The organism is Pseudomonas sp. 05L36 (assembly GCF_056398125.1).
The window spans coordinates 93,327-115,907 of the sequence record NZ_JBFTOU010000020.1 but is presented as its reverse complement, the minus strand read 5'-3'; the positions used below and the strand labels follow the sequence as shown (position 1 = coordinate 115,907).

The window sequence follows — 22,581 nt, the reverse complement described above, 5'->3', positions numbered from 1 at the left end:
ACCCCTGGGCCCGCCGACTTGACACCTGCCATCGAGTACGAGGGTGATCCTTACTGCTTGATCACATAGCCATACGCCCGCGTGCGACCGCCTTCCTGCTTCAGATAAACGCCTTGAAGTTCCGGCGTGAAGCCGGGCAAGCGGTTGATGCCCTCCTCCAGTGCAAGGAAGTACTTGAGCACTGCGCCACCCCAGATCTCCCCGGGTACAACGCACAAGACGCCCGGCGGGTAAGGCAACGCGCCCTCGGCCGCAATGCGACCATCGGCATCCGCCAAGGGCACCAGTTCGACGTTGCCGCGGATGTACTCGATTTGCGCTTGCTGCGGGTTCATGGCCTTTTTCGGGAAGTGCTCCTTGCGGAACATGTCCTTCTGCAATTGCTGCACGTTGTGGCTGCGATACAGGTCGTGCATTTCCTGGCAGAGCTGGCGGATGGTGTAGTCACGGTAGCGTTCCTGGTGCTGCGCGTAGATGGCCGGCAGCACCCGGCTCATCGGCGCGTCATCGCTGATGAAGCGTTCGAAGCGGGCGATTTGCGCGGCCAGGTGGGTCATCTTCGCCCAGTCTTCGGCCGGGGTGAGCAGGAACAGGATCGAGTTCAGGTCGCACTTTTCCGGGACGATGCCGTTCTCGCGCAGGAAGTTGGCCAGGATGCCGGCGTGAATGCCGAAGTCGGTGTAGCTGCCGTCCACCGGGTCGATGCCCGGCGTGGTGAACAGTAACTTGCACGGGTCGATGAAGTACTGCTTCTCGGCGTAGCCGGCAAAAGCGTGCCAGCGGTCCTTGGGATGGAACTCGAAGAAGCGGATGTCGCTGGCGATTTCCTCCGTCGGATAGTCTTCCCACGCGCGCCCTTCAATGCTGTGCGGCACGAATGGGCGGACCATGGTGCAGGCTTCGAGGATCAACTTGCGCGCTTCGATGCCGAACTTCACGCAGTCTTCCCACAGACGCAGGCCGCTGCGGCCTGAGTGAATGCGCGCGTTCACATCGAGCGAAGCGAACAACGGGTAGAACGGGCTGGTGGACGCCTGCGCCATGAAGGCGTTGTTGAGCCGGTGGTGGTTGCAATAGCGCGGCTGGCCTTTGATGTGCCGGTCTTTCTTGTGCACCTGGGAGGCCTGGGAAAAGCCGGCTTGCTGTTTGTGCACCGACTGGGTGACGAAGATGCCCGGGTCGTTCTCGTCGAGATCCAGCAACAGCGGCGAGCAGTCCTTCATCATCGGGATGAACTGCTCGTAGCCGACCCACGCCGAGTCGAACAGGATGTAATCACACAGCTTGCCGATGCGGTCGACCACTTGCCGGGCGTTGTAGATGGTGCCGTCGTAGGTGCCCAGTTGAATGATCGCCAGGCGGAACGGCCGCGGCAGCTGGGCCTTGTCCGGGGCGACCTCGGCGATCAGTCCGCGCAGGTAGTCCTCTTCGAAACAGTGGGCGTCGATGCCGCCGATAAAGCCGTACGGGTTGCGCGCGGTTTCCAGGTACACCGGCGTGGCGCCGGCCTGCAGCAACGCGCCCTGATGATTGGATTTGTGGTTGTTGCGGTCGAACAGCACCAGGTCGCCGGGGGTCAACAGGGCGTTGGTCACCACCTTGTTCGAAGCCGAGGTGCCGTTGAGCACGAAGTAGGTCTTGTCGGCGTTGAACACTTGCGCGGCATGTTTCTGCGCCAGCAGTGCCGGGCCTTCGTGGATCAGCAGGTCACCGAGCTTGACGTCGGCGTTGCACATGTCGGCGCGAAACAGCGTCTCGCCGAAGAAGTCGAAAAACTGCCGGCCCGCCGGGTGTTTGCGAAAGAACTGGCCGCCCTGGTGACCGGGGCAGGCAAAGGTGGCATTGGCCGCTTCGGTGTAGTGCTTGAGTGAATCGAAGAACGGTGGCAGCAGGCTTGCTTCATAGGCCTTGGCGGCTGTCTCCAGTTGGTTGCCGTGGTACTCGGCATTATTGCTGGATAAGTCGAAGACGCCATTGACCTGCAAGATGACATCCTGCAGTTGCTTGTAGATCGCCAGGGAGCGATTGCTGCGACCCTGAGAGGCCACCAGGAAGATCGGGATGTCGAAGCCGGTACGCTTGATGGCATCCAGCACTCCGGCGGCCAAGTCATCAACGCAGAGCACGGCGACAGCGACATCGGTAAAGTCCGTCTGGTCGAGCCGGACGATTTCACGGGAATTACGAAAGCAAAATCGTACCGCATCGCTGGCAGCGATTTTCAAGGCGTTCATAACCAGAATCTCTCGGTCTGTTTGACGTTGAAGTTCCTGGGACGACCGACTTCAGAGGCATCATGTCCCGGGGTCAGGAGCGATTGCCCTATTGGGTATAGTTCATTTTTACTATTTGTTACTTCTTGCTGAATTTGTTTCCTTGATATTGTTTTTGCGTGGTTCATGACAATGAAACACCCCAACGGTTGCATCCAACCTTTGGGGTGCTGCTCATCCAGCCATCAGGTGCGCCCTGCGGAACCCGTGACGGGCAGGTTCCCGAGCAATTTGAGCCCGGTGCTCTTCACGAAAGTGTCGTAGTCCATCGGCTTCTCGATTCGGGTCTCAGCGTTAGGCAGTACGTAGGCCCAGGCACGTTTGGACGATGCGTCATAGACCAACTTGAACAGGCGCGTCGGCACCCACACCTGGTTGTCGCCAATGGTGGAGTGGCCAGAGTCAAACAGCGGGCCGGTAAAGACAAACACGTTGCCATCGGCGCGCTTGGCAAACTTTCGGACATCAGACTCGACCTTGCTCCAGATCTTGCGGTTGTTGGTCGGGTCTTGCGGCACCATGTTCGACAGCGCAAAGGATTGGGCCATTGCATTGGGGTTCGGTGCATCGGCGGCTGGGGATTGGTGACCACGGTCCACGGCCGGATGCTGGCTGCGGTAGTCGCTCAACTCAGCGCGCCCACCCTTGGGAATGCGTGGGTCCGGATAGAACTGGTTGGTGCGCTCCTCCCCTTTGGCATCCTGCAACTGGGCCGCGTTCAGGCGTTCGACCACGACCAGCGGGGTCTTGCTGGTTTGCGAGTACAGCACCGCGAAGTTGTCGGAACACAGCGCCAGGGGCTTCATGGTTGCAGGCACGGTGGCGGTGTTGATCGGTTTCGCTGCCGGGAACAGATCTGCGCAGCCGTCAAACGATGCCTGTTTCTGTTTGCTTGAATAGAGGTCCAGGGCCGCGCTCTGGCTGATCGAGCCCGAGCGGGACGTTTGTTCATGTTGCGCGGTGGGCGGCTTGAGCAGGTCCAGCAGGCTGCGGGCTTGTGCCCCGGTCGAGAGCAAAACAAGGGCCGACAGCCCAACTGCAATTTTGCGTAGGTGCATGCTTAAAATCTTCGAATGGAATTGAGGGGTAAACGTAGGGCGAGTCCCGATTCACGGAACCAGGTGGAGGCCGTTGCTGATTATGTGGCGGCGAGCATGCTTTCACTGTCCTTGATCAAATTACCGATGCGGGGCCGGTCGGTTCCGGGCAGTTCGACCGCTGAGGGTCGTGCGGGGTTTATTGACCATGACAAGATACGTTAGTGCCGGGTGGCGGTTGGATTCTATTCGCAAGTGCTCGGCGAAGAAGCGGACCGGATGACATATCCAGTACCGCTCGATACCCTTGCGCCCCCAGGTGCCTGACGGCAATTCAGGCCAGACTCACTCCATCCAGACGAACCAAAAATGAAATCCTCCGCAGGTTTGCTGTTGTCAGGTATCGAGCTGGACCGTGCCAGCTCCATCCCCTTGTACCGCCAACTCTACTTGCAGATTCGCAAACAGATTCTCGGTGGCAGGATTCAGGGAGGCGTACGTCTGCCATCCACCCGAACCCTGAGCAAAGAACTGCAGCTTTCGCGAATCAGCATTCTCAACGCGTTCGATCAACTGATTGCCGAAGGTTTCCTGACGTCGCGCACCGGGGCCGGGACTTACGTCGGCCATGAATGGGAAGGCCGCGGTACTGATGACGAAGAACACCAGCCCCGGCCGCCTCGCCTGTCCGATCTGAGCCAGTCGATGCTGTCGTTGCGCAGCGATCATTTCCGAGGGGTTTCCTATGCGGGCTGGTCCACCGAGAGCCCGACCTCGTTCCTGCCCAGTCACACTGCCTACGATGCGTTTCCGCAATCTGTCTGGAAGCGGTTGATGAATCGCCACCTGTACAAACCGACCAAGGCCATGCTCGGCTATGGCGAGCTGCAAGGGTTGCTGGCCCTGCGCGAGGCGATTGCCGAATACGTCTTCGATGCCCGTGGCATCGACTGCACGGCCGATCAGGTGGTCATCGTTTCCGGTGCCCAGCAAGCCTTCAACCTGCTGGGCATGCTGCTGCTCAACCCGCAGGACAGCTTCTGGATGGAGGACCCGGGGCATATCGCGGCGCGCATTGCGCTTCAGGCCCAGGGCGGCCTGGTTGTGCCGTTGCGTATCGACGAACAGGGCATCGATGTCCAGCAAGGCCTGGCTCAGTGCCCTGACGCCCGCCTGGTGTTTACCACGCCTTCGCGTCAGCATCCGCTGGGCATCACCATGAGTTATGCGCGGCGCCAGGAGCTCATCGATTGGGCCGCGCGCAATCAAAGCTGGATCATCGAGGACGACTGCGACAGTGAATTTCGCTACAACGGCCGCCCCTTGCCGGCACTCTATGCCATGGACCAATGGGCCCGGGTCATCTACGCCGGGACATTCAGCAAAGTGCTCTTCCCCTCGCTGCGCCTGGGTTACGTGATACTGCCGAACGCCTTGGTCGAACCCTTCTGCACCCTGCGGGCGGTCATGGACCGCAGCCCGCCCACACTGCTTCAGGCCGTCACGGCAGACTTCATGCGCGAAGGCCACTTTCTCGGTCATATCCGGCGCATGCGTGCGCTGTATCAGGCTCGCCAGCAAGCACTGGTCGAACAATTGCAGCAACGGCTCGGCACGTTTTTCAGGATCACGCCCGTGGAAGCCGGCATGCACCTGATCGCCTGGTTACCCGCGCACCTTGATGGCGACACCCTTGCCAGGGAACTCGGCCAGCATGGCATCCATACCTATGCCCTGAGTGACTACTGCATCGCGCATGTCTTGCCGCCGGCTCTGCTGATCGGTTTTGCCAGCACGCCCGAGGACCAGGCCCGGGCGCGCGTCGAAGCACTGGTCCAGGCCTTGAGCACATTGGGCTACCTGCAGCAGGCCACTTGACGCAAGGCAAGTGGTCTTATGATTTAACTGATAATGGATCTATCGAGAGTTCCTGACTGGCGCGATAAAGGCTGCGCCGGTAGACCCGGCGTCTGAACCAGGAACGACTCGAATGAACAATAAGATCCAGGAACGATTCAACGCCTTGCTCAGCCATAAGGCTGCCCGGGCCGGGGCTCCCCCCGTACTGACTGAGGCACTGGCCCGCCAATTGCTCGACCGGCTTGGGCAACTGCGCCTGTTTGCCCATGCCTACCCCTTGCTGACCAACCTGACCCACGGCCACGTGACACCCGCTGACCTGCTGGACTTCGCCTATCGCCACGAGCTGCAGGGCCTGAGCCTGCACCTGCTCGACGGTGAGGAAAACAGCCTCAGTCAAATGACAGCCGCGCAACTTCAGGCGTTCGCTGCCAAGGCCAAAACACTCGGGCTGGATGTGCATCTGGAAATCAGCAGCACCCTGAAAAAAGATGTCGATCAAGTGATCGCCATTGCCAAGGCGCTGGGCACCCGCAACATCCGTGTTTACTCACGCTACGAAGGGGCGCTGTCGCGGGTCATGGACGTTATCGAGTCAGACCTGCACTACCTCGCGCAGCAGGCAGACGAGCACGACCTGTTCTTCGACTTCGAACAGCATGAGGAACTCAAGAGCGGCGAGATCGCGCAACTGCTGAGCCGGCTGAACCACCCTCGCCTGCACGCCCTGTTCGACTTCGGCAACATGATCAATGCCTGCGAACAGCCCCTTGCTGCGCTCCGTAACCTGGCGCCGCACATACGCCAGACCCACCTCAAGGGTGTGCGCATCGTCCCCGAGCAAAACGCATTCGGCCATTACGGCGTGCTGCAGGGCTGTGACGAAGACGACCTGCCCAACGCACGCATGTTGTTCGAACTGCTGATGCTCGGTGAGTCAACCCCGCAAGTGATCGCCTTCATTCTCGAGCAGGAAAACCACTACGTGGCCCCGGCGTTCCGCCAACTCGACGAAGCCGCCGACCCGTTCATTGCCTACCGGGAAATGAGTGAAACGGCGCTGCCGCAAGGCTTCTCGCTGGAGCAAATGCTCGCCGGTGAACACCGTTGGGCCAACAACCAGGTGGCCTTTGTACGAGGTCTGCTGGCCGAGTTCCGCACCCTGGCCGAGTTGACCCTGGCCCATTGCACTGGCGCCTGAACCTGACGTGCCGAGCGACACTGCGTACCCAATCAAGCCTGGAGAATAATAATGACATCCCAAGACAAGGCCAAATGGCTCAGATTCCTGATTCTCATCCTCGGTGGTGGCACCATCTACAAGCTGGCGAGTCTCAAAGACGCCTTCTACATCCCCATGCAGGAATTCATGGGGCTGTCCCACACTGAAATCGGCCTGCTGCTGAGCGCCAACGCCATTATCGCCACCGCGCTGTTTGTCGTCGGCGGCATGCTCGCCGACCGGTTCGACACGCGCAAGCTGATCCCCCTCGGCCTGATCGGCACCGGCAGCCTCGGGCTCTACCTGGCGACCTTTCCGCCCTTCAGCAATCTGCTGATCGTGTTCTGCCTGCTGGCCGTCTGTGCCGACTGTCTTTTTTGGCCTTCGCTGCTCAAAGCCATCCGCAACCTGGGTGACGATAAGGAACAGGGGCGCCTGTTCGGTCTCCTCGAGGGTGGACGCGGCGTCATTGATACCCTGGTCGCCTTTTCCGCGCTGGGCGTGTTCGTCGCCATGGGCTCCGGTGAAAACGGTCTGAAGTCGGCGATCCTCTTCTACTCGGTCATCGACATTCTTGCCGGGACCCTGACCTGGCTGCTGCTCAAGAGCGGCAATAGCCAGTCGACCGTCAAGCCCAAGAACGGTTTGTCGAACCTGCTCGAGGCCATCAAGGTGCCGGGCATCTGGCTGGTCAGCCTCAACGTGTTCATGGTCTATATCGTGTACTGCGGCCTGACCTATTTCATTCCCTACCTCAAGGAAATGTACGAACTGCCTGTCGCCCTGGTGGGCGCCTACGGCATCATCAACCAGTACTTCCTCAAGATCCTCGGCGGCCCTGCCGGTGGCTTCATTGCCGACAAGCAGTTCAAGAGTTCCAGCCGTTATCTGAAGTGGGCATTCCTGGCGTTGTTGCCGTTGATGGGCGTCGTCATGCTCATCCCGAAAAGCCCGGATTACATCTACGCAGGCATGGCGGCCACCCTCTCCTTCGCGCTGATCGTGTTTTCCATGCGCGGCGTGTTCTGGGCACCCATGGGTGAAGTCGGCATTCCCCAGCACATCACCGGCTCGGCCTTTGGTATCGGTTGCCTGATCGGCTATGCGCCTGGCATGTTTGCCTACGTCATCTATGGCGCAATCCTTGACCACTTCCCGGGTCAACAGGGCTACAACTACGTGTTCTCGTTGATGAGCGTATTGGCGATTGTCGGGTTCATGGTGTCCAGCCTGCTGTATCAAGCGGTACGGAAAAATTCCACGGTCACTGGCAAGGTCAGCGCCGCGCAAGCCTGAACATAGACCGGGTGTACGCGTCGCAACACCACGCCGTGCGGCGGTAGCCGGAGCCTTTCGGTTACCGCCGCACGGGTGCCGCCATCAAGCAGCACCGACGATGCACTGGCTGATCATCCGTGGTGTGTAGTTCATCAGTGAAGCTGTCGGATCGCTATACAGTGAACTACTGTCAATCATGGGTGTGGCGCCCATAGCCAATCTCCAGATATCCACTGAGTTGCAGGGTTTCCAACCGACTTATCACGATGATCAGGGAACCAGGTCGATGGCAAAAGATGCAAAAGTCGAATCAAAAAACGCGACTTTTATCGCGCAGGAGACTGAGGCTCTGGTCGAGCCAGCCCCTGTTTCCGATGCGGCTCGCAATGGAATCTGGCGCACACGGATCGGGGTCAAGGCGCGCAATCTAAGTCGCTCGACCCAGTTTGTCATTGCCGCTGCGGTGATCCTGGGACTGACCATGTTCTTCGTCGGCAATCTGGTGAGTGAACGAATAGAAAGTGCCGCAGTACAAAGCGCGGCAGAAGCAGCCGCTCAGTACATGGATACGTTTCTGGAGCCCTATGTGCAGGAGATGAGCCGGGAAAGCGGCCTCTCGGCTGCAAGTGTCCAGTTCCTGGACCGCCTCACTGAAAGTCGTTCGCTAAAACAGCACATTGTCTCGATCAAGATCTGGCGAGCGGATGGCACGGTGATCTACGGCACGAACAAAGCCATCACCAACCGCCAGTTCCCATTGGATGAGATCTCCGAGGCACTCAAGGGCAAAGTGGTCACCGACCTTCAAGACCTGAGCCAGGATGAGAACGAGTTCGAGCGCAATCTCGACCTGCCGCTCTATGAGATCTACGCGCCCCTGCGGGACTCAAGCTCCGGAAAAATCATCGCGGTGGGCGAATTTTATGAAAAGGCCGATAGTCTGAAGCGCGAGATCGATCGCGTCCGGGATCAGGTATGGGAGGTCGTTGGCGCCGCGACCCTGGCAATGCTGACGCTGCTTTTCTTCATCGTGCGACGCGGTGACAAGATTATCCAGCGACAACAAGTGGCACTGCGCTTACGGCTGCAGGAGCAAACCCGTCTGCACATCAGCAATGCCGAACTCCAGCGCAAGATGGCGACGGCTACCCAGGAGTTTTCCCATGTCAACGAACTCACCTTGAGGCGCATTGGTGCAGACCTGCACGATGGGCCAGCGCAGTTGTTGACCTTGATTCTGATCCGGCTCGACGACCTGGCCGAAAACTGCTCCGCTGTCGATCAGGAGTCGCTGGAAACCATTCGTGGCGCCGCCACCGACGCATTGAGTGAGGTCCGCGATTTATCGCGAGGTCTGGCACTTCCGGAAATTAATGAATTGAGCCTGGTGGAAGAGTTGCAACTGGTGGCGCAACGGCACGAGCAACGCACTGGCACCAAGGTCACATTAACCCTGGGGCTGCTACCGGAGGCCGCGCCACTGCCGCTCAAACTCTGTTTGTACCGTTTTGTGCAAGAAGCCCTCAACAATGCTTACCGTCATGCCAACGGCGAGGGTCAGGTCATCCAGGCGCAATACATTGATGAAGTATTGAACATCAGCGTCAGGGACAGTGGTCCAGGCATGGCGACGGACGCCATGCTGCAAGAGACATCCGGCAGAACCCGATTGGGGCTCGCAGGTTTGCGTTATCGCATTGAATCTCTGGGCGGGTTGTTCAGCATCGACTCCTGCGTCTCTGGTACGTCGGTCAATGCACAGTTCAAACTCTAGGGAGCGTTCCGGCATCCATTCGTGTTTTTGCTGCGCCGGTGTGAAGTCGCCCGACCGCTTCGCGCTCCCTGTAATGCCGTAGAGCCGTGACCGCTTCGACACGATTTCGGGCGTGCAGTTTCTGCATCACGCAGCCCATGTGGTGCTTGACGGTTTTTTCGCTGATCATCAGCTTTGTCGCAACCTCCCTATTGGTCAGCCCCTTTGAAACTTCACGAATGACCTCCTCCTCCCGATGGGTCAGATCAATCGTGTGAATTTGCGCTTCGTGCTTCTTGTCGTTACTCAGCAGTTTGTTGGCGAACTCGGGGGTGATATACGTCTCCCCCCTGGCAACCGATCTGATTGCCAGGACCAGTTCCGGTCCGCTGACTCCTTTCAACACATACCCGCGCGCGCCGGCCTCCAGTGCCAAAAAGGCGTCGTCTTCGGATTCTGAAACCGTCAGCATCAGTACCTTCACATTCGACAGTTGAGTGGAAATGAACCGCACCGCGGCGAACACATCGCCCGGCATATTGACGTCCATCAACATCACATCCGGACGGATCTTGCGGGCAATATCCATGGCATCTTGCGCATTGGCGCCCTGATCCACGACCTGCAGATCCGCCCGTTTTCTCAACGTATTGGCAACGCCCTCACGCAACATCGGATGATCGTCGGCAATGCCGATGCGAATGGATGGATTCATGACGCGCTCCCGAAAGGATCAGCAATCGAACACTCATTGATTAATAGCAGGGAACCGGGGACGTCGCCAGTCGCATGTCCCAGGCTCCAGGTGTTCGAAAATCAGACTTAGGTCGGGCAAAATTCGATCGTCAACAAGCATTCATTATGACAAACCCCTGATTTTCAGACGCCAACCCATTGTTTTAAAACACCATTAAAAACGTCAATAAACAGACAGCTTCATAAAACCCGGCCCCATCTTTCATCCGACCAACAGTCGCTCTCCTGCACTCAGGTACATGCAACCCCGGCTCGATAGCAGGCCCGGCCAAACTAATTGAGAACGCCCCCTAGCGTCGGGACGCAGTGATCGGTGACAAGGGTACGCTCTGCGTAACTTTGGCCATCTGGGTGATTTCCACCTGCACCTTGTCCTTGCCGAGCAGGTAGTCGGCCAGCTTCTGCGAAAACGGCCAGTAGTTCAGTGCGGCCGTCAGGGTCAGCGGCCCGACTGCGTCGGCCGGCACCAGGAAGGAGAACTCCCCGATATCGTAGCCCTTGGGCAGAATGCGGTTGTCCGAGAGAATCTGCGTGGCATTCCAGACCTCGACATCCAATGGATTGCCGTCCTTGTCGCCGATGTGCACTTTGAAGTTTCGCGTGTTGTCCTCGGTCTTGCCGTCCTTGATCGAGCCCAGTCGATAGAGCTCGCGACCACTGGCATCGAGCACCCGGAAATCGATCCACATCTCCCGTCCCTCTGGAAAACCGGTCGGCAGCTTGTGCCCGGCGCCGACGTTGGAAACTTTGACCGCTACCGAGGTGTATTGCCCGGGAATGATGGCTGCCGGCGGTTGCTGGAAGGTTATTTGCGCTGCGCTCGCGAGCATGTCGCGAGCGCGTTGCGAACCCTCTTCCTGACCGAGATGCTTGAGCATCATGGCGTTGGCTCCACTGAACCAATGCGAGGCGACCTCTTCGCGGTCTGGCCCCATGATCGCGGCCTTGCCCGCAAAACCCGGCATATGGCAGCTCTGGCAGGTGACATCGTTAAGGCTGTAGGTGCTCTCCTGCCATTCGTCATAGGTGCGCTCGACCGCCACGCTGCTGAAGGGATGCGTGACGTTGTGGCAGGTGCCGCAAAAGTCCGAGCGTGTGTGCAGAGCGGAATATACGGTGTCGTGATACGGCGAAACGGCATCTTTGCGCGGGCCGAACTTGGTCGGTTTACCGTGTGCCCGAGGGCTCAGAACATAGGCACCGTTATCGAGGCCCGTGCGGGCACTGATGTTGTGGCAGGTCTCGCAATCGACCCCTGGCATCGGATGATTCTTCGTGCTGTCTTCAATCGAGGAGCGGTTGACTTGCGAATTGATCTGCCCGGTCGTGAGACCGATCGGGGTATGGCAGCCAGTGCAGAAGTTATCGACCTTCCCCTCGGTGGATGAACTCGCACGCTTGAGCAAGGCCCGATAGATGGGTTCATCCCAGGCCTGGGACATCATCGACGAGCGCCACTGCCTGTAGATCTCCGTATGGCAAGCGCCACATACCTGGGCATTGTCGAAGTCCTTCACATTCAAAACCAGGTTGCCGGGGGTATTGGCCCGATGTGGAAAGAACGGCATCGCGCCAGTCACATGCATGAGCTTGGAGCGTGCCGGCTCCAGCCACTTCTCGTTACTTTGATTGTCATTGCCCTGAGGTTCGTCTGCCGCCATCAGCGTTACCGTCAGCAGGCTGGCTAGAAAGCACAATCCGAGCAGCGCTACCCGCGCACACGTGTATCTGGAGTGGCTCATAAGCATTTCCCCTGGACGGTTGCAGAGGAGGACTGCAGCACTTCTATTGAGTAGCCAGGGGTATTTACGTGCAATCACTCAATGGGGTACTTACAGCTCCACAGTTTCCCGACTCTGCACCTTTCATGGTCGGGATACGCTCACTCAGCAATTACCTTGCCATCGATGTAACAAAACATATCGGCCGACCTGAGAGCCCGGCAAACATTGCTCAGAACTTGAAATTCTTGAGCTAATGGAGGTGCGAATTCTGCCGGGGAATCGCGCCCATTAGTGGGGGGGGCTCGCTCCGAAATCGGGGGGTATCAAGACCAGAGGGCCAGCCCTGCCGTGCAACCGCCACACAACATCCGATAGCCCAATTGCCCCCCGGGTTTAATGAGCCGCTCAGATCTGATCCGTTATTTGCTGCACCTCGCAAATCCGGGGCCACTCACTTGACTCGCTACGACTTACTCCCTGTCTTTCGTCGACCGGATGAGACTGCCCCGTAACTTCACTATGGCCTTCTGCATTTGCACGAAGTCGTCGGGGTCAAGACCGGTTTGCGGGAAGCCATCTTCGGTGAGGCCTTCGCGCAGTTTTCGCCCCTCTCTGGTGAGACTGATCCGCACCTGGCGTTCGTCTTCCGGGTCGCGCTGGCGCAGCAGATAACCCATCGCTTCCAGCTTCTTCAGGATCGGTGTGAGGGTATTGGATTCAAGAAACAGCTTTTCGCCGAGGCTGCCAACGGTCTGGTTGTCTTCCTCCCACAGCGCAACCAGGGTGATGTATTGCGTATAAGTCAGGCCAAGCCGCTCGAGCATCGGCTTGTAGGCCTTGCCGAAGGCCAGATTGGTTGAATAGACCGCAAAACACAGGAAATCGGAGAGTTTGAGATCCAGGGCGGATGTCTTGTCGGTGTTTTTCATGGACATACTCTTGGGTCAGTCTGGCGAGACTGAAACTTTACATCGTACGCGATGGTATCGGAAGTGCGCATAAACACTGAAGGCCGGCTCACCGGGAGATCCCCGGTGAGCCGGCCGTGGAGTGGGTTATGCCGTCAAGACATTGATGTCGATATCAATGTTGCCGCGTGTGGCCTTGGAATACGGGCAGATTGCATCGGCGTTGTGGGCCAACTCGGTCGCCACCCCATGATCCAGCCCCGGCACACGCAAAGTCAGTCGAGCCTGGAGGAAGTAAGCCGCGCCGGTCTGGCCCAGATCGACTTCAATGTTGACGGCCGTGTCGGTCGGCAGCGTCACCTTCATCTGTAGGGCGGCCAGCCCCACCGCTGCGATGTAGCAAGCCGACCACGCTCCGGCGAACAGTTGCTCGGCTTTCGGGTGCGGCTGGACGGCGGTGAGCACGTGTGCCGGTGTGTCGCTGCCAGGGGACGACAGCACGATATCGAGGTTGCCGTTATGGCCGCGCGAGGTGTTGCCTGCGCTGTTATGAGTGGTGTGGGTTTTGCCGGTTGCCAGTACTTTTTCGATCTTGCTCATGGGGCCTTCCTCAGGATTTAATGTTTCGTGCGATTGTATCGCATGCGATATTTATGGCGCTTAAAATGCAACGTTCATCAATTGGCGTGTGCAATGATCCAGTTGTTGCCGTTTTGGCCATGGGAAGCGTGGGCGGTCGAGATAAACATTGTGCGGCGGCTTCCGGTGTTCATGGCTGAGTCTCCAAACGGCAAGGGTTGTTGCTACATCATATCGCGTTCGATTAGATCGCATGCGACATATGAATACTCAACCAAAGCCCCAATGATGTCAAAGCCTATTTTGTGCCTTGGCGATGAGCGGTAGACGCGAGATCAGCCTCGCTACCCTCCCCCCTTGATGGACTTCTCACCGTCCGGCCCTACGGGGACCTCTGGTTACGCGCTTCGGATCGCTTTCACGCATGACGATCAAGTCGTTGGCGCTGAAATGAAATGGATGTCTTTCACTCGAAAAAAAAACCGGCCAATCGAGCCGGTTATCTTTGACCTCCTGTTTCCCACACGCACAAAAACCCCCTCGCCAGGAGGGGGTCTGATGTTTCAAAGGGTCAAACGGTTTTACCCGTCTTTACCTGGGTTTTCGTCAGCTCAGCGCAGCGCAGGAATACCCGCAAACAGCCACGAAGTCTCCTGAGCTGGCGTTGCTTCGTTGCGCTTGCGCGCCCACTGAGTCAGCGCCACCATCATCGCAAAGCCGAGCACGATCAACACCGGATAGGCCATCAGCAACTCGGTGAGCGAATATTTCCAGGCCAGTGGTCGACCGACACCGAGCATGGCGGCATACAGCCAGGACACGCCCGACAGTGCGCCAGAGAACAGGGCAAACATTCGTACACTGACCTTGAGATCAAGCAGCGACCCGGCCTTCAGCATTGCCGGCAATACAAAGCGGTGCAACAACATGCCGTTGAACGTCAGCAACAATACAATGATGACTTTGGCTTGCAGTTTTGGATTGGCAAAATAGTTCATGCCTTTATCCAGATAATCAATGCCTATTACCGCGGCTCCGGTGATCCACAAGAATATCAACGCATTGGAAACAGACTTCTGAAGACTGGCCATATGTTCATTATCGTGCCCCGACGACACACGACCTTTCCATAAATCCTTGACCATTGCGGCATCGCTGGCAAACACCAGGCCAATCGCTACGCAGCAAGCCAACAGGTGAACGTAAACAACACCTAAACGCAAAAACTCCATGGATTCTTTCTGGCCAATCAGGCCGATCATTGTATTAATATCCAAGATGACATCTCCACTTATAGCCGCAGTGCAAATTGACCATGCCCCAGGCATGCGAATTATTTATTCGCACCTGCAAGATCAAGTTCGCAATGATTGAAGCAACTTAATAATTAGGTATTACAAGAGGGAGCGACTCGCCCAGCGAGTCAGTGATGACGGCATACTATCACTCCAGGTCTCAGGTAAAAAAAATCCCCATGTGCATTCCATTCAATGCAGATGAGGTATACGTCCTTTTTATTAGTGAGTGCAGCGCGACCTCTCAAAGGATCCCGTCTGCCGGAACATCAGAGCGAAGCCTATCAAAATCGTTCACTTTTTGAGCAGGATGCTCGACAAACGGTACCAAATCCAACACCAGGGAGTACCTGTCTCCTTGGCTGAAACCGGCGTAGCCAAGGAGCTGAATCGTTTCCGGTTTTATTCCGAAAAAAAACCGCCATCGCGCTGTATGCACATCGCCTGCCCCCACGCGTCCTCAAGCCAGTAACTGGGTGATCCACCGGGCCTGACGCGCGATGTCCTGCACCTTTTCCTCGGGCACGGCCTGTTGCACCCGGGCAAAGTGGGTCAGGGTCTTCTGCTTCTGGCGCAACTTGCGCTGCCACTTGAGCAGGAACGCCGGACTGCGGGCCTGCATCTGCAATGGGCCGAAGTACAGCTCTTGGGCGGTGTACATCACCGGCCCGGCGCGCTCGGCGACGATGATTTCATAGTCGAAACGACTCTCCCGCAGCACTTCCTCGCAGAGGATGCGGTAGCCATTGTCCATCAGCCATTGGCGCAGTGGCTGTTCGCCGCCGTTGGGTTGCAGGATCAGGCGCTCCTGACCGCTCAGGTACGCCTTGCCGCTGTCGAGGATGTCGCGGATCGTTTCGCCGCCCATACCGCAGATGCTGATCGCCGTGATCCCGTCTCCCGGCTCGATTGCCGCCAGGCCGTTGGCCAGGCGCACGGTGATCTGCGGGTCCAGGCCGTTCTCGCGCACGGTGCGTTCGGCCGAGCGGAACGGCGTCAACGCCACCTCGCCGGCCACCGCCGCCGCGATGGCGCCACGGCGCATCAGCGCCACTGGCAGGTAGCCGTGATCCGAGCCGATATCGGCCAGGCGCGCGCCGGCTGGCACATGCGCCGCCACGCGCTCCAGGCGCATGGACAATGTCTGTTCGTTCACCTGCGGCCCCTTTTCACCACAAACGTCCGGCGCCTTTTGGCCGGATCGGGGCGCGATTGTGTCGAGCAACGCCGTGCATTTCAAATTTATGTGACCAAGGTCATTGCCCCTTCACGCAATCACTTGCGCATACACCGATCTGTCGACGTTGCCGCCGGATAGAATCACACCCACCCTTCTTCCCGACATGGCTTCACGCTCCGAAATGAGCGCTGCCAGCGCCGCCGCACCGGCCCCTTCAGCGAGGTTATGGGTATCGGTGTAATACACGCGCATGGCCTCGGCAATCTGCGCGTCACTGACCGCTACAATCCGCTCCGCACCTTGCGCGTAGACGGCAAAGGCCTCAGGCACTGGCTTGCGTACGGCCAGACCGTCGGCAAAGGTGGTTGCCGAGGCGGTTTCGCATAGGACCCCAGTGTCAAACGACAACTGTGCGGCGGCCGCTTGCGTGGAAACCACGCCCACCACCCGGGTGCTCAGTCCCAGCGCATCGCGGGCGGCGATCACCCCGCAAATCCCCGAGCCACAGCCAATCGGTACATATACGGTATCCAGGTCCGGCGCCGCATTGAACAGCTCCAGCGCATAAGTGGCGACGCCTTTGACCAGCTCGGTGTGAAACGGCGGGACCAGGAACAGGTCATGCACCTGCGCAAGGCGTGCAGCCTCTTCGCGGGCCTCATCGAAATCGCGCCCGTATTCGACCACTTCAGCGCCAAAGCCGCGCATGGCGTCGTTCTTTTCTACCGAGTTACCTTGCGGCACTACGATCAACGCCCGCAAACCCAGTGCGCCAGCTGCCAGCGCGAGGCTCTGGCCATGGTTGCCGCGGGTAGCGCTGACAATGCCTTTCGCGTCTGGGTGCTCGCGTTTGAGCCAGTGCATGAAGGTAATACCGCCGCGCACTTTGAAAGCACCGGTAGGCGTGTGATTTTCGTGCTTGACCCACACCGTGCAACCCAACCGCCGAGCCAGCAACGGCCAAGGGTATTGGGCGGTGGCCGGCATGACCTGGTAAACGTTGCGTGCAGCCTGTTCGATATCGCCGCGAGTCAGTCTGTGCATGATTGATCCCCCTGAGATTTTGCCCAGTCTGGACACGGACGCAGTACGCTGGCTTTCAGAAAACCGACCTGACTTTTGTCCCCCCTCTTCACTACTATGGTGTTCATGAGCTATCGAAACCGCATGACGCCGCCACTCCTGTCCGAACCGGTCCGCCGTATCGAGGCCGGCCCCTGGGCGATCGAATTGCTCCCCGGCTGTGCCTACGCGACCCGCTATGTGGCGACCCAGGCGGGAATCGGCTTTGCCTTCGACAGCCAGCGAGGCCTGCACGCTATCGGCAGTGACCGAATACGCCCTTTCGATGCCGTGCCCAACGGCCTGGCGTTCGTTCCCGCTGGGTGTGACGTGTTGTCCGAATCACCCACGGGCGGTGAATACCTGCGGGTGATGCGCACCGACGGTATTGCGTTGGTCGGGGATCGCGCCTTCAACAATCGCATCGACCGGCAGGCCACTGCCCTCGCACGGCGAATGCGCGCCGCGCTGTTGCACGCTTGCGTGGAGGACGATTGGGAGACCTGGGCACTGGCATTGTCTGCCCGGGCGACGGATAGCGAAGCAGTGCTGTCACCGGCCCATGGCTCGATAACCGGTTACCGGATGCGCTTGCTCGATGAGTTCATTGATGCTGGCCTCGATGGCCCGTTGAGCGTACCGGCAATGGCGGGGCTACTTGGATTGTCCGAAGGCTATTTCATGCGGGCCTTCAAAAACGCCACAGGCAAAAGCCCGCACGGTTACCTGATCGACCGACGCCTCGCCAGGGCCCGAGCCCTGATGCGCGATTCGACTGCCACGCTGACGGAGATCGCCTACGCCTGCGGTTTCAACTCCCAGGCACACATGGCGACCACCTTCAAGCAACGCCTTGGCGTGAGCCCGGCGCAGTTGCGTCAATGTTCAAGGTTCAGTTAGCGCCGGGTTTGATGTTTGCGATGGGCCGGTGGTCGTTACATTTCGGTTGTCGCCGGCGTTTGGCTAAGCTTAATAAATCAGGGCGAGTTGAAACTTGTGTGATTGCGGCCATCAACGGATCTGGATGGGCATCAAGACGGTACTCCCAAAGGAGACGACTATGTACGCGGTGATAAGAACCTACCTGGGTACGGGAGCAAAGCAACTTTTCGAGCTTCTGGAAAAGCGCAAAGACGACATCGAAGCTACCTTGCGGACAGTGCCTGGCCTCGTAAGCTACACATTGCTGAATACGGGTGACGGTGGTACGTCGATCACTGTTTGCATAGACAAGGCCGGCAGTGATGCGAGCTTGAAAGTAGCGCGTGACTGGATTCAGAAAAACACCTCGAGTATCCACGCGAACCCGCCGATCGTAACGGAAGGTCCGGTCATTGTGCAGATCAATTAGCGACCGATCCGCATGCTGGCGAGTGCTATACTTTTTTTCAGATTGCATGAAGTATGCAACGTTCCCCACGGTACAGGTACCGACTGTAAATCCTGGTTAACAGCTGCCGGACAAAGGAGGTCTACAGCAAACACGAGTTGGGAGGTGTGGCATGAATCGACACTATTACATCAGTGACAATCTCAACGATCTCGAAACCGTTGAAAATGAATTGGAAGCCAGCGGCATCAATTCCGAACAAATTCATGTGCTCAGTGAAAAAGTTGCTGATGTCGAACAACATCACCTCCACGAGGTTAACTCGTTAATGGAGCAAGATGCTGTTCACTCTGGTGAGATTGGTGCGGTGATCGGTGTGCCCCTCGCAGCACTGGTCCTGGGTGTCGCCTATTGGATGGGCTGGACAGAATCCGCCGCAGGCTGGATGCCAGTTATCTTCCTTGCCATTGTTATTTTGGGCTTCTGCATCTGGGAAGGCGGCTTTTTTGGGTTCCAGGTGCCGAACACTCACTTCCGCAATTTCAAGCAGGTGGTAAACGAAGGCAAACATATCTTCTTCGTGGATGTTGAGCCGGATCAAGAATCGCTATTGGACCAGGTAATCAAACATCATCCAATGCTGCAGATCGCCGGCACGGGAACGGCAGCCCCGCACTGGACAGTGGCCTGGCAGCACAAATGGCATCAGTTCAAGCGAGTGATATCGGGTTAACGCCTGGAGACTCAAGGCCATCCGAAAGCTGCTTATTGGCCAAAGGAAATGACCCGGCTGAGGAAAACATAGTCTGCCTCGGTGGCCATGAGTCCGACGAGCACCAGTAAACACAAAGGTGGCACCAATATGGCGTAGACCATGGCCAACCGCTCCCATGCCATATGCATGAAGATGGAGACAATTAAACCTGCCTTCAACAACATGAAAGTGATAATCAGCGTCCACCGAAGGTAGCCATGGAAGTGGAAATAGTCGACAAGGTACGACAGCGTGCTGAGGACGAATAACAGCCCCCAGATTTTCAGGTACAAACTGATTGGATGTTGCTGACCCTGAGCATGTGCCATCACCCGTGCTCCTCTACCACAAATAGAAGAAAGCAAAAATAAACACCCACACCAAATCCACGAAGTGCCAGTAAAGCCCTGCTATCTCGACGTTCTGATAGTTTCCGGAGCGCTCATAATCTCCCCGCAAAACTTTCAGCGCCACAATGCTGAGGTAGATGGCGCCGATTGACACATGCAGTCCGTGAAAACCGGTAATCATGAAAAAACTGGCACCAAATTGCGCCGCCCCCATGGGGTTCCCCCAGGGACGCACCCCTTCTGCGATGAGCTTGGTCCATTCAAATGCCTGCATGCCGACGAAAGTCACCCCCAAGGCAGCGGTCGCCAGCATCAGGGCCGTGGTTTTCGCACGATCACGGCGATAGGCGAAATTCACGGCCATGGCCATGGTGCCGCTGCTACTGATCAGCACAAAGGTCATGATGGCGATCAGAATAAGCGGGATTTCCCTACCGCCGATCGTCAATGCGAACACTTCACTGGGGTTCGGCCAGGCGGTGGTGATAGTCATGCGTACCGACATGTAGCCGGTTAAAAAACAGGTGAATATAAAAGTATCGCTGAGCAGGAATATCCACATCATCGCCTTGCCCCAGGGGACCTGCTTGAAGGCCTCTTTATCCGAGGACCAATCGTTGGCGATGCCCTGCCATCCCGGCGCAGGTGGCGAACCTGGTGGATTGGATGAACTGGTCTCGACTTGGGCTTGCGGGTGCAATGCCATGGCTGTTCACCTCAGGCCGCAGAATCTGGCGATGGCTTCATAGGTTTGCGGGGTGCTGGCCAGCAGCGCGAATAGCACGAACCAAAGGCCCAGCAAGTAATGCCAATAGATGGCACAGAGCTCTACGCTGGCGCTGAGTTGTGCCAGTGGCACATGACGCAGAAATTTAGCGACGATCCAACACCAGGCGATCAGCCCGCCCAGCAGGTGGAGCCCATGCAGGCCGGTCAACAGGTAGAAGAAACTGTTGGCCGGATTGCTGGCGACAAAGTAGCCCCAGGCGACAAACTGCTGCCAGACCCAGAGTTGCCCCGCCAGAAAGGCAATGGCAAAGACTCCCCCCAATGCAAAACCAATGACAGCTGCGCCCGGCAGAGCCTTTCGGGCGGCCATACGCGAGCACTGCAGTGCGATGCAACTCAATACCAGAAAAGCCGAATTCAGCCAGAGCGGTCGGAGATTGCCTAACGGCGCCAAAGGCTCTGTCAGGGGTAGCCAGTCGGCCATTTGTGAACGGGCGACAAAGGCGATCAGGAAGAGGAAGAATAACGAACTCACCACCACCAGAAACAAGCGCAGGCCTACCCTTGCGGTTTGCCTTCTATCGGCACCCTCGGCGGCCTGAACACCCTCAGGGTCGCGATTCCAACTGCCGCCGGGGTCTGCGCCATCGGCGTTTCTCAATAGCAGTCTGTTCATGTTTTAACGTCCGCTGTCCTGGTTCCGGCACTGAGTTGCCGCATTTGCTCCAACTCCTCGGCCGAGACTGTTTGCGGCACGAAATCCTGCTCTATCCCCGGCACACTGTAGTCATAGGCCCAGCGATGCACGACCGGCAGCTTCTCTCCCCAGTTACCGTGTATCGGCGGGGTGTTCGGCGTTTGCCATTCCAGACTGGCCGCGCCCCAGGGATTACTGCCTGCGGGTTTGCCCTTGAACGCACTCCAGGTCAGGTTGAACAGGAACAGCAACTGGGAAACGCCGACAGTCAATGCGACTACCGTAATGAAGGCATTCAAGTCTTGAGCGGACTGCGGGATGAACGCGTAGTTTTCATAGGCGTAGTAGCGACGTGGCATGCCCTGGAAACCCAGGTAGTGCATGGGGAAGAAGATGGCGTAGGTGCCCAGAAAGGTAATCCAGAAATGCAGCTTGCCCAGGGTGTCGTTCCACATCCGCCCGGTGATTTTCGGGAACCAGTGATAAATGCCGCCGAACACCACCAGGACCGGTGCAACCCCCATGACCATATGAAAATGGGCTACGACGAAATAGGTGTCCGAGAGCGGAATATCCACGATCACATTGCCGAGAAACAACCCGGTCAGACCACCGACCAGGAAGGTGACGATAAAGGCCAGGGCAAACAGCATCGGCACGGTCAGATGGATGTCGCCCTGCCACAGGGTCAGCACCCAGTTGTAGACTTTCAGCGCAGTCGGCACCGCGATGATCAAAGTGGTGACGGCGAAGAAAAAGCCGAAGTACGGGTTCATTCCGCTGACATACATATGGTGCGCCCAGACCACAAAGCTGAGTACGCCAATCGCAATAATGGCCCACACCATCATTCGGTAGCCGAAGATGTTTTTACGTGCATGAGTGCTGATCAAGTCGGAGACCAGGCCAAACGCAGGGAGAGCAACGATGTAGACCTCCGGGTGGCCGAAGAACCAGAACAGGTGCTGGAACAGTATCGGGCTGCCACCCTGGTGATCGAGGTGCTGCCCCAGCGAGACCATCGCCGGCATGAAGAAGCTGGTGCCCAACAGCTTGTCGAACAGCATCATGACCGCACTGACAAACAACGCCGGGAAGGCCAGCAAGGCCATGATCGAGGCCATGAAGATGCCCCATACCGAGAGTGGCATGCGAAACAATGTCATGCCGTGCGTGCGCGCCTGCAACACCGTGGTGACGTAGTTCAACCCGCCCATGGTGGCCGCGACAATGAAAATCGCCAGTGAGACGAGCATCAGGACAATGCCCCACTCGACCCCCGGTGTCCCCTGGGAAATGGACTGTGGCGGATAGAGCGTCCAGCCGGAACCTGTGGGGCCGCCAGGGACAAAAAAACTGCTGAGCAACACCAGTACCGCCACCAGGTAAAACCAGTAGCTGAGCATGTTGACGTAGGGGAAGACCATGTCGCGGGCGCCCACCATCAGCGGGATCAGATAGTTGCCGAAGCCGCCTAGAAACAAGGCCGTCAGCAAGTAAATGACCATGATCATGCCGTGCATGGTCATCGCCTGATAATAAGTACTGGCATCCATGAACGCCAAACTACCGGGGAAGCCTATCTGCATGCGCATCAAGCCGGACAACACCAGAGCGATAAGCCCCACGAAGATGGCCGTCAACGAATATTGAATGGCTATGACCTTGTGGTCCTGACTCCAGATGTATTTGGTCAGGAAACTTTTGGGCTCGTGCAGTGCTTCTGTTTCGGCTTGCTCCGCATAGGCCATCACGTCATCCTCCTGCCGAAGTTTCAGTGTATTCCTGGCTGTT

At 57.8% G+C, this 22,581-nt stretch carries 20 protein-coding genes; 7 read left to right on the top strand and 13 right to left on the bottom strand.

What is annotated here, in order from left to right:
* Positions 1-50: 50 nt before the first annotated feature.
* Both speF and AC1DKH_RS20625 read right to left on the bottom strand, forming a co-directional pair.
* Entirely contained in the window at positions 51-2,234 is a 2,184-nt protein-coding gene (speF, locus tag AC1DKH_RS20630; RefSeq protein WP_477799130.1) for an ornithine decarboxylase SpeF, read from the bottom strand.
* Positions 2,235-2,458: 224 nt separating this feature from the next.
* Positions 2,459-3,331 carry a DNA/RNA non-specific endonuclease gene (locus AC1DKH_RS20625; RefSeq protein ID WP_477799129.1) on the bottom strand — a complete coding sequence of 291 codons (873 nt, stop codon included), beginning with the start codon at positions 3,329-3,331 and terminating at the stop codon, positions 2,459-2,461.
* 348 nt (positions 3,332-3,679) lie between these two features.
* Here AC1DKH_RS20625 and pdxR point away from each other — a divergent pair, with 348 nt between their 5' ends.
* From pdxR to AC1DKH_RS20605, 4 genes are all read left to right on the top strand, one after another.
* A complete protein-coding gene (pdxR, locus tag AC1DKH_RS20620) occupies positions 3,680-5,188 on the top strand; it encodes a MocR-like pyridoxine biosynthesis transcription factor PdxR (protein ID WP_477799128.1) in 1,509 nt (502 codons plus the stop codon).
* A 112-nt stretch (positions 5,189-5,300) separates the two neighbouring features.
* Positions 5,301-6,371, top strand: a complete 1,071-nt coding sequence (locus tag AC1DKH_RS20615; protein WP_477799127.1) for a sugar phosphate isomerase/epimerase family protein — start codon at positions 5,301-5,303, stop codon at positions 6,369-6,371.
* Between the two features lie 51 nt (positions 6,372-6,422).
* Positions 6,423-7,688, top strand: a complete 1,266-nt coding sequence (locus AC1DKH_RS20610) for an MFS transporter (RefSeq protein ID WP_477799126.1) — start codon at positions 6,423-6,425, stop codon at positions 7,686-7,688.
* 268 nt (positions 7,689-7,956) lie between these two features.
* Positions 7,957-9,444, top strand: a complete 1,488-nt coding sequence (locus AC1DKH_RS20605) for a sensor histidine kinase (RefSeq protein ID WP_477799125.1) — start codon at positions 7,957-7,959, stop codon at positions 9,442-9,444.
* On the opposite strand, the gene AC1DKH_RS20600 is transcribed toward AC1DKH_RS20605, so the two are convergent.
* The 7 genes from AC1DKH_RS20600 to AC1DKH_RS20570 all read right to left on the bottom strand — a co-directional run bounded on the left by AC1DKH_RS20600 (position 9,434) and on the right by AC1DKH_RS20570 (position 16,909).
* Complete coding sequence (locus tag AC1DKH_RS20600) at positions 9,434-10,138, bottom strand: response regulator (RefSeq protein ID WP_477799124.1); 705 nt, start codon at positions 10,136-10,138, stop codon at positions 9,434-9,436. The two genes, AC1DKH_RS20605 and AC1DKH_RS20600, sit on opposite strands and share 11 nt — an antisense overlap.
* A gap of 331 nt (positions 10,139-10,469) precedes the next feature.
* A complete protein-coding gene (locus AC1DKH_RS20595; protein WP_477799123.1) occupies positions 10,470-11,921 on the bottom strand; it encodes a multiheme c-type cytochrome in 1,452 nt (483 codons plus the stop codon).
* Positions 11,922-12,373: 452 nt separating this feature from the next.
* Positions 12,374-12,832, bottom strand: a complete 459-nt coding sequence (locus AC1DKH_RS20590) for a MarR family winged helix-turn-helix transcriptional regulator (protein ID WP_477754574.1) — start codon at positions 12,830-12,832, stop codon at positions 12,374-12,376.
* 126 nt (positions 12,833-12,958) lie between these two features.
* Positions 12,959-13,411 carry an Ohr family peroxiredoxin gene (locus AC1DKH_RS20585; RefSeq protein WP_477799122.1) on the bottom strand — a complete coding sequence of 151 codons (453 nt, stop codon included), beginning with the start codon at positions 13,409-13,411 and terminating at the stop codon, positions 12,959-12,961.
* A 590-nt stretch (positions 13,412-14,001) separates the two neighbouring features.
* The gene (locus AC1DKH_RS20580; RefSeq protein ID WP_477764258.1) at positions 14,002-14,652 is read right to left on the bottom strand and encodes a hypothetical protein; all 651 of its coding nucleotides are present in this window, start codon (positions 14,650-14,652) and stop codon (positions 14,002-14,004) included.
* Between the two features lie 493 nt (positions 14,653-15,145).
* Positions 15,146-15,841, bottom strand: coding sequence for a tRNA (adenine(22)-N(1))-methyltransferase (locus tag AC1DKH_RS20575; protein WP_477799121.1), 696 nt, complete (start codon positions 15,839-15,841; stop codon positions 15,146-15,148).
* A 111-nt stretch (positions 15,842-15,952) separates the two neighbouring features.
* Complete coding sequence (locus tag AC1DKH_RS20570; RefSeq protein ID WP_477799120.1) at positions 15,953-16,909, bottom strand: threonine dehydratase; 957 nt, start codon at positions 16,907-16,909, stop codon at positions 15,953-15,955.
* A gap of 96 nt (positions 16,910-17,005) precedes the next feature.
* On the opposite strand from AC1DKH_RS20570, the gene AC1DKH_RS20565 reads away from it, so the two are divergent.
* From AC1DKH_RS20565 to AC1DKH_RS20555, 3 genes are all read left to right on the top strand, one after another.
* Positions 17,006-17,827: a helix-turn-helix transcriptional regulator gene (locus AC1DKH_RS20565; protein ID WP_477799141.1), complete on the top strand. Its 822-nt coding sequence runs from the start codon at positions 17,006-17,008 to the stop codon at positions 17,825-17,827.
* Between the two features lie 160 nt (positions 17,828-17,987).
* Positions 17,988-18,278 (top strand): hypothetical protein, encoded by a 291-nt coding sequence (locus AC1DKH_RS20560; protein WP_477754579.1) that lies wholly within the window; start codon positions 17,988-17,990, stop codon positions 18,276-18,278.
* Between the two features lie 151 nt (positions 18,279-18,429).
* Positions 18,430-18,990 carry a magnesium transporter gene (locus AC1DKH_RS20555; RefSeq protein ID WP_477754580.1) on the top strand — a complete coding sequence of 187 codons (561 nt, stop codon included), beginning with the start codon at positions 18,430-18,432 and terminating at the stop codon, positions 18,988-18,990.
* A 32-nt stretch (positions 18,991-19,022) separates the two neighbouring features.
* Here AC1DKH_RS20555 and AC1DKH_RS20550 read toward each other — a convergent pair whose 3' ends face one another.
* Genes AC1DKH_RS20550 through ctaD form a run of 4 tightly spaced genes read right to left on the bottom strand, consistent with a single transcriptional unit; the run spans position 19,023 to position 22,538 of the window.
* A complete protein-coding gene (locus tag AC1DKH_RS20550; RefSeq protein ID WP_477754581.1) occupies positions 19,023-19,340 on the bottom strand; it encodes a cytochrome C oxidase subunit IV family protein in 318 nt (105 codons plus the stop codon).
* A 13-nt stretch (positions 19,341-19,353) separates the two neighbouring features.
* Positions 19,354-20,067, bottom strand: coding sequence for a heme-copper oxidase subunit III family protein (locus tag AC1DKH_RS20545; protein ID WP_477799119.1), 714 nt, complete (start codon positions 20,065-20,067; stop codon positions 19,354-19,356).
* Between the two features lie 6 nt (positions 20,068-20,073).
* Positions 20,074-20,766: a cytochrome c oxidase subunit 3 gene (locus tag AC1DKH_RS20540; protein WP_477799118.1), complete on the bottom strand. Its 693-nt coding sequence runs from the start codon at positions 20,764-20,766 to the stop codon at positions 20,074-20,076.
* The gene (ctaD, locus tag AC1DKH_RS20535) at positions 20,763-22,538 is read right to left on the bottom strand and encodes a cytochrome c oxidase subunit I (RefSeq protein WP_477754588.1); all 1,776 of its coding nucleotides are present in this window, start codon (positions 22,536-22,538) and stop codon (positions 20,763-20,765) included. Before ctaD ends, AC1DKH_RS20540 begins: the two co-directional genes overlap by 4 nt.
* Positions 22,539-22,581 lie beyond the last annotated feature (43 nt).

Bases quoted from the DNA above. Each gene is read 5' to 3' on its own strand.
- speF (WP_477799130.1), bottom strand. From the start codon at position 2,234: ATGAACGCCTTGAAAATCGCTGCCAGCGATGCGGTACGATTTTGCTTT.
- AC1DKH_RS20625 (WP_477799129.1), bottom strand. From the start codon at position 3,331: ATGCACCTACGCAAAATTGCAGTTGGGCTGTCGGCCCTTGTTTTGCTC.
- pdxR (WP_477799128.1), top strand. From the start codon at position 3,680: ATGAAATCCTCCGCAGGTTTGCTGTTGTCAGGTATCGAGCTGGACCGT.
- AC1DKH_RS20615 (WP_477799127.1), top strand. From the start codon at position 5,301: ATGAACAATAAGATCCAGGAACGATTCAACGCCTTGCTCAGCCATAAG.
- AC1DKH_RS20610 (WP_477799126.1), top strand. From the start codon at position 6,423: ATGACATCCCAAGACAAGGCCAAATGGCTCAGATTCCTGATTCTCATC.
- AC1DKH_RS20605 (WP_477799125.1), top strand. From the start codon at position 7,957: ATGGCAAAAGATGCAAAAGTCGAATCAAAAAACGCGACTTTTATCGCG.
- AC1DKH_RS20600 (WP_477799124.1), bottom strand. From the start codon at position 10,138: ATGAATCCATCCATTCGCATCGGCATTGCCGACGATCATCCGATGTTG.
- AC1DKH_RS20595 (WP_477799123.1), bottom strand. From the start codon at position 11,921: ATGAGCCACTCCAGATACACGTGTGCGCGGGTAGCGCTGCTCGGATTG.
- AC1DKH_RS20590 (WP_477754574.1), bottom strand. From the start codon at position 12,832: ATGAAAAACACCGACAAGACATCCGCCCTGGATCTCAAACTCTCCGAT.
- AC1DKH_RS20585 (WP_477799122.1), bottom strand. From the start codon at position 13,411: ATGAGCAAGATCGAAAAAGTACTGGCAACCGGCAAAACCCACACCACT.
- AC1DKH_RS20580 (WP_477764258.1), bottom strand. From the start codon at position 14,652: ATGATCGGCCTGATTGGCCAGAAAGAATCCATGGAGTTTTTGCGTTTA.
- AC1DKH_RS20570 (WP_477799120.1), bottom strand. From the start codon at position 16,909: ATGCACAGACTGACTCGCGGCGATATCGAACAGGCTGCACGCAACGTT.
- AC1DKH_RS20565 (WP_477799141.1), top strand. From the start codon at position 17,006: ATGGTGTTCATGAGCTATCGAAACCGCATGACGCCGCCACTCCTGTCC.
- AC1DKH_RS20560 (WP_477754579.1), top strand. From the start codon at position 17,988: ATGTACGCGGTGATAAGAACCTACCTGGGTACGGGAGCAAAGCAACTT.
- AC1DKH_RS20555 (WP_477754580.1), top strand. From the start codon at position 18,430: ATGAATCGACACTATTACATCAGTGACAATCTCAACGATCTCGAAACC.
- AC1DKH_RS20550 (WP_477754581.1), bottom strand. From the start codon at position 19,340: ATGGCACATGCTCAGGGTCAGCAACATCCAATCAGTTTGTACCTGAAA.
- AC1DKH_RS20545 (WP_477799119.1), bottom strand. From the start codon at position 20,067: ATGGCATTGCACCCGCAAGCCCAAGTCGAGACCAGTTCATCCAATCCA.
- AC1DKH_RS20540 (WP_477799118.1), bottom strand. From the start codon at position 20,766: ATGAACAGACTGCTATTGAGAAACGCCGATGGCGCAGACCCCGGCGGC.
- ctaD (WP_477754588.1), bottom strand. From the start codon at position 22,538: ATGGCCTATGCGGAGCAAGCCGAAACAGAAGCACTGCACGAGCCCAAA.